Genomic DNA, 5,982 nt, shown 5'->3' on the forward strand with positions numbered 1-5,982 from the left:
GAAGGTACTCATTGCTATCCCCCCTGAACGGTTCAGGGACGAGGAACTCATTGAACCGGTAGCAGTTTTTCAGGAAGCAGGGGTTAAATTTGAACTTGCTTCAACCCATGTCGGAGTGATAATGGGTGTTCTAGGCAAGAAAGCAAAAGTAAACCGGACTTTTGAAGATGTTCTTCTGAAAGGTATTGATGAGTACTATGCCTTGATGATCATCGGGGGGCCGGGGACGATGGTTCATCTGTGGAACAATACCCACCTCCATGAACTTGCGCGGATATTTAATACAAAAGGGAAAGTCGTAGCCGCAATAGACAATGCACCTATAGTAATTGCCAAGGCAGGGCTCCTGAAAAAGAAAGAAGCAACGGTAGTTCCCGGTCAGACAGTCAGGGAGATGATGATCGATGATGCGATCATCGTGAATAAACCACTCGTATATAAAGACAGAATCGTCACTGCGAATGGCCTCGAAGTATCGGTAGAGTTTGCAAAACTGATTGTGCAGTATCTTGACGGCAATCCTGAGTTTGTGGCAACACAAAGTAAGGCTGGTTTTTCTTTTTAATTAGAAGTGGTATCTTCATCCTTTTTTACCGTTGCTCGTCTTTACATCAGGTGGTATCGGGATTTATCTGTTGAACCAGATACCTTCATCTTTTCTGATATCCAACCCCGGTATGTATGTCACGAGTTCGATTAATTCACATTCAAAATCCTCTCCGCCTCATGGCAATCATCTGTCTCATCGTCGTTGTGAGTCTGATTGCAGCAACTGCCGGAGTCAGTGCAGATAAAACTCAGACAAACCTTACTATTGGTCTCTCACCGGCAGAACCGTCAGTGAACGAGTCATTCCATGTGTCAGGAATACTCTCCTCTTCAGATGGGAAACCTCTTGGGAATAAACACATCACTCTTGAATCATCAGAGAAAAGTGCAACCGATTCAGAGAGTTTTGAAGTTTTGGCAACCAAAGACACCGATGCAGAAGGGAAGTATGATTTTTTCCGTCCAGTTGATACTCCTCCTGAGTTCCTGCGAGTAAAATTTTTAGGAAATGACAATTTTGCCCCGATTATGAGTAAGGTCATAAGTGCAAGAGGAGCCGGAACTGATCATCCACAGGTAATAACCGAAAAGGTCGGCACTGTTATGATCTACTCAACCCCGGCGGGAGCAGATGTCTATGTTGATGATATTCTGCGTGGTGTCTCACCGTATCATGCAGGCGGTCTTTCAGAAGGTACTCATAATGTAACGCTGTCAAAGGCAGGGTACCAAAATGAAACTCAGGATGTATACATAAGTCCAAAATTTGATGCTTCTCTTACTATTACTCTTAAACAATAAAACTCCTGAATTCAACTCTTTTTCTGGTTTTACTTCCTGGTTGTGCCGATGGGATCTTCGAAAAGATATCTTCATGCCTGTATAAACCCAAATATCTGTTATCCATGTCGCTCTTCGGTTCAAAACCCCTTTACTTCTTAATCAGATATTTACTGTTTATCTGTCTTGTTCTTGTCACGGGATCGGTTGGCGCTATTGCAGGACTCGCACAGGAAAAGATACCTACTTCTCTGACTATAAGTGCGCTTCCTGTTGATCCAACAATAAACCAGTCATTTCATATTTCTGGAACTCTGACAACTGCAGGAGGGGAAATTCTCGGGAATAAACGTATTCTCCTCGACTCATCCGAAAAAAACAGAGAGGATAATGACAGTTATTCCTCGATAGATATGGTCGTGACCGATAGAAATGGCAGATATGAGTTTTTACGATCTATAGGGTCTCCTCCTGAATATCTACGTGTCAGGTTTATTGGGACAGATGATTATGCTTCATGCATGAGTCCGGTTATTGCTGCTAGGGGTATCGGTACTGATCATGCCCAGATCCGGAAAGGTGGAACCGGGAATATCATGATATCAACAAACCCGGAAGGTGCTGAGATTTATATTAATAATACCCTCCGTGGTGTGACCCCAAATAAAGTTGCCGGACTTAAGGAAGGCCCTTATATTGTAAACCTTAGCAAGGAAGGGTATCAAAACGAAACGATGGAGGCATATGTCACTGCTGATCGGGATGTCTCCTTTGATATTTCTCTGAGTGATGGTTCGAATGTAAAAAGCGGCGGTTCAGCACTTTTTGACCTTACTCCCGGAGTTTATGAATCATCTCATCTGGCATATACTAAAACCGGTAGTAATACCTCTGCAGGTCCTGATGTTGCGATTGATGTTGGAAGCGGTGTTATAAAAACATCAGGTAACGATGTATCAGGCTCGTCATATATTCACCTGAACAACTCAAGCGAAACTTCTCCAAAAACGAACACTTATAAAAATCTCAAGGTTTCAACGATTGTCACAAACAATACCCTGGGCGATGGGTATGATGTCATGGTCATTATGACTGATCATTGATTGAATGCCTTTCTCTTCTTTTTTATCAATTCAGACTTACCTGTTAAGCTAAGGCTTTTCATCCAGTCATCCAACTTTTAAGGTGATCTAACAGACGTATGATAACGTCTGTATTTATGATGGAGGGTAATTCGTGCAGGTATCGATGAAACTTGAGCTCCGTGATTCTCCAGGGCAACTCGTTGCTGCCCTCATGCCAATATCAGACATGGGTGGTAATATAAAAACTGTCATCCATGAGCATGAACACACTTCTGGTAAGGGTGTTTTGAGTGTAGAGGTTGTAATAGAGATACCCCCTGAACTCCTTGACGGATTGATTGTGAGGCTTCGAGAAAGGGGAATCAACGTCCTCCGGCTTGGAGAAGAAAGGATGAGTTATCGTCAGAGTGTTATCCTGATTGGCCATCTTGTTCATACTGATCTGGGCGATACTATCGATCGTATCGATAAGACAGGATTTGCTGAAGTAACCTACATGAGCCTAGCGATGCCGGCGATCAATGAGCGAACATCTGCACAGTTTGTAATTAAATCTCTGACCCGTGAGCATATGCAACAGGCTCTTCATATTCTCAGACAAGTTGCAAAGCAGAAAGATTTCCTTCTGATTGAACCTCTGGAGATCTGACATGGTTGTTCGCCTGGCGTTACTCGGAGTTGGTGCGGTCGGCCGTGGAATTATCCAAGCGGTTACAGAAAAAAACCTTGACCTGGTTATTACAGCAGTAGCAGATTCACGGTCCGGTTGCATCGATCCTCATGGCCTGAACCTTAAGGAACTCCTCGACAGAAAAGAGAAGTTCGGCATTTGCGGCGATACGAGCATCAGTGCAGAAACAATAGTTCGGACTGCACCATATGACATTCTCGTAGAAATGACCCCGACCGATGCCGGGAAAGGAGAGCCTGCGACATCATATATCAGGGAGGCGTTGAAGAGGGGGTGTCATGTGGTCACTTCCAATAAGGGTCCGGTAGCCCTTCATTACCATGAACTCTCATCACTTGCATTAAAGAACAATGTCCAGTTCAGGTTTGAAGCAACCGTAGCTGGAGCAATTCCTATTCTTCAGACACTCATGCATGACATCGGAGGAAATGAGATCCTTTCCCTGTATGGTGTTCTGAATGGTACATGCAATTATATCCTCACCAGGATGGCTGAAGAGAAACTCACATACAAGCAGGCCCTTGATGAAGCTCGTACACTCGGATATGCCGAGGCTGATCCAACCTATGATGTGAAGGGTATTGATGCTGCGATAAAACTTGTGATCCTTGCAAATACAGTATGGAAGAAGAATATCAGTCTGGATGATGTGGATGTGACAGGTATTGATCTTCTGACTGAAGAGGCACTTCGGCTTGCTGAGCAGCAGGATGCAACCATCAGACTTATCGGGGAAATAATACCCGAAGACAATGTCTACCGGCTCTGTCCCCGGATTATTCCCAAAGACCATCCCCTGGTTGTCCAGGGTTCGCTCAATGCAATAATTGTCAGGACAGATCTTGCAGGGGATCTCTTGTTTGTAGGGAAAGGGGCGGGATCACTTGAGACTGCAAGTGCTGTGATAGGTGATATTTTCTCAATAAGGGATATGGATGCAGGGGGTAATTGAGCGACGTCGTACGTATCTCCAGCTCATGCGCAGGCTAACCCTTGAAAAAGGTTTTTTCACGGTGCAGGAGATTCAGAAGGAGACCGGGGTTCCCCGCAGTACTGTGCAGGACTGGGTTCTTCGTTTGAGTGAAGAAGGATGTGTGGTCATCCTTCAGCCTCCAAGGGGCAGGACCCCGGCCCAGTATGCTGCAACCAGTGCCCTTCCAAGAAGTGCATGCAAACGAATTTTTACTTCAGTTGATGGTGATCTCGTTGAGATAGTACACGAATGCATGAGCAGTGCGTGTGCAGGTTTCTGTGGGTATCATCACGAACTTGGTAGTAAAAACCGAATAACCATAGTCAGGGATGGTACTCTTCTCCGTGAGTTTGTTCATCTTGGAGAGAATGAAGCCACAGTTGGACTCTATCCTCACTCAGCAGTGGCAGTGACTGGTGTGTATCTGGACAATGATCAGGTCATCCAGCAGATAAAATCAGTGGGTGGTCCTGCATTCTCTCTGTCCGGTATGATGGGTCTTGCCCGGGGTGTTCTCGGTGTGGAAACGAGTAAGGATGGATCATGTACTAAAGGCATTATCCGGACAAAGGCACTATCCCATCTGACTATTGGGATTGATGATACAGATTCACAGGGTGGTGGTGCAACATTTGCACTGGCAATTGCCCTCCTGCAACATCTTGGCGGGTTCTCAGGTGTGTTTCCAATAACTCACCATGTAATGATGCTCTTTCCTGATGTTAGCAGAAAAACTGCAGGTAATTCATGCAGCGCCATTGAATTGGCTGTTGAGCCAGATATGGTAGAGCAGATTATCTCTGAAACTATCAGGTTTGTAAGCGAGGAGAGTGTCTCCCCTTCCTGGGGTGTAGCAGTCCGGTCCGGGCTTCGGATCAATGATGATTTAAAGTCATTTGGCCTTACTGCCCGGCGTGAGATAGTATCCTATTCAACTGCCAAAAGTATAGCTGAATCTTTTTCAGTTATGCTGTCTGGTGGTGAGGGTGTTATCGGCGCTCTTGCAGCAGTCGCACTAGTGGGACTTCCTGCTGAACTGCTTCTTGATCCCGGCAGAGATCCCACGGGCTTGCCCGGTTCATCAGATAATTATTCAGATGACTGATTCTAGGAGTAAGATCTGAATGACCACGAGGGAATACTATTTGACTAAACCTGTGCTATAGCTGAGTATGGACAGATCTCAGATCATTCCCCGCAGACACAGATATCTCACCGTAGTCTGCGTCGTTCTTCTCGCCCTTGCCCTGCTGGCAGCCGGGTGTACCAGCAAAGATGCAACAAAATCACCAGCAACGACATCCCAGTCAGCACAGCCATCACAAGCAGTTCAGTCTGCAGTTCCCGGAGATGGTGTTCAGAATGGAGACCTTGTTGAGATAGAATACACAGGAACTCTCGCAAATGGATCTGTATTTGACAGTTCCAAAGACCGTGGTCCATTCCAGTTTATCATTGGGGAAGGTACTGCAATCGTTGGATTTGAAAACCAGATTAAGGGTATGAAGACCGGTCAGAACAAAAAGTTTACCCTGAGTCCTGAAGAGGCATATGGACAGTACGATCCATCTCTGATTAAATCAATGCCGATTGATTTCATCCCGAAAGAAGAGAAGGGAAATATTACCATTGGCGACACGGTAACCCTGTTCAATGGTCAGGCATACTTCCCGGCAAAGATCATTGCAATGAATTCCACGAACGTTACCTTTGATCTGAATAGTCAACTTGCAGGTCAGACCCTCACCTTCGATATCACCTTGGTAAACCTTACTCCTGCAAAAGAGGTCGAAGAGATGGTGAAGAACCTTCAGCAGCAACAGAACCAGACAGTTCAGGTTCCAGTTGATACAACCGGGAAAAGCAAGTCTTCCTCTTCTCAGCAGCCAGCAACTGAAAAGAAA

Annotated in this window: 7 protein-coding genes; all 7 read left to right on the top strand. The window is 45.4% G+C overall.

What is annotated here, in order from left to right:
* A partial coding sequence (locus VN429_RS07340) for a DJ-1/PfpI family protein (protein WP_325631529.1) occupies positions 1–565 on the top strand: 565 nt, incomplete at its 5' end.
* 116 nt (positions 566–681) lie between these two features.
* A complete protein-coding gene (locus VN429_RS07345) occupies positions 682–1,350 on the top strand; it encodes a PEGA domain-containing protein (protein WP_325631531.1) in 669 nt (222 codons plus the stop codon).
* Positions 1,351–1,454: 104 nt separating this feature from the next.
* Positions 1,455–2,432 carry a PEGA domain-containing protein gene (locus VN429_RS07350; RefSeq protein ID WP_325631534.1) on the top strand — a complete coding sequence of 326 codons (978 nt, stop codon included), beginning with the start codon at positions 1,455–1,457 and terminating at the stop codon, positions 2,430–2,432.
* 145 nt (positions 2,433–2,577) lie between these two features.
* Positions 2,578–3,063 (top strand): amino acid-binding protein, encoded by a 486-nt coding sequence (locus VN429_RS07355; protein ID WP_325631536.1) that lies wholly within the window; start codon positions 2,578–2,580, stop codon positions 3,061–3,063.
* A 1-nt stretch (position 3,064) separates the two neighbouring features.
* Positions 3,065–4,057, top strand: a complete 993-nt coding sequence (locus tag VN429_RS07360; protein WP_325631540.1) for a homoserine dehydrogenase — start codon at positions 3,065–3,067, stop codon at positions 4,055–4,057.
* Positions 4,041–5,183, top strand: coding sequence for a sugar-specific transcriptional regulator TrmB (locus tag VN429_RS07365; protein WP_325631544.1), 1,143 nt, complete (start codon positions 4,041–4,043; stop codon positions 5,181–5,183). Before VN429_RS07360 ends, VN429_RS07365 begins: the two co-directional genes overlap by 17 nt.
* Positions 5,184–5,250: 67 nt before the next feature.
* A partial coding sequence (locus tag VN429_RS07370; protein WP_325631546.1) for an FKBP-type peptidyl-prolyl cis-trans isomerase occupies positions 5,251–5,982 on the top strand: 732 nt, incomplete at its 3' end.

Origin of the sequence: Methanospirillum sp., assembly GCF_035560735.1 — an archaeon.
Taxonomy (GTDB): Archaea; Halobacteriota; Methanomicrobia; order Methanomicrobiales; family Methanospirillaceae; genus Methanospirillum.

Excerpts from the sequence above, each read along its gene's own strand:
- VN429_RS07345 (WP_325631531.1), top strand. The coding sequence starts at position 682 with ATGTCACGAGTTCGATTAATTCACATTCAAAATCCTCTCCGCCTCATG.
- VN429_RS07350 (WP_325631534.1), top strand. The coding sequence starts at position 1,455 with ATGTCGCTCTTCGGTTCAAAACCCCTTTACTTCTTAATCAGATATTTA.
- VN429_RS07355 (WP_325631536.1), top strand. The coding sequence starts at position 2,578 with ATGAAACTTGAGCTCCGTGATTCTCCAGGGCAACTCGTTGCTGCCCTC.
- VN429_RS07360 (WP_325631540.1), top strand. The coding sequence starts at position 3,065 with ATGGTTGTTCGCCTGGCGTTACTCGGAGTTGGTGCGGTCGGCCGTGGA.
- VN429_RS07365 (WP_325631544.1), top strand. The coding sequence starts at position 4,041 with ATGCAGGGGGTAATTGAGCGACGTCGTACGTATCTCCAGCTCATGCGC.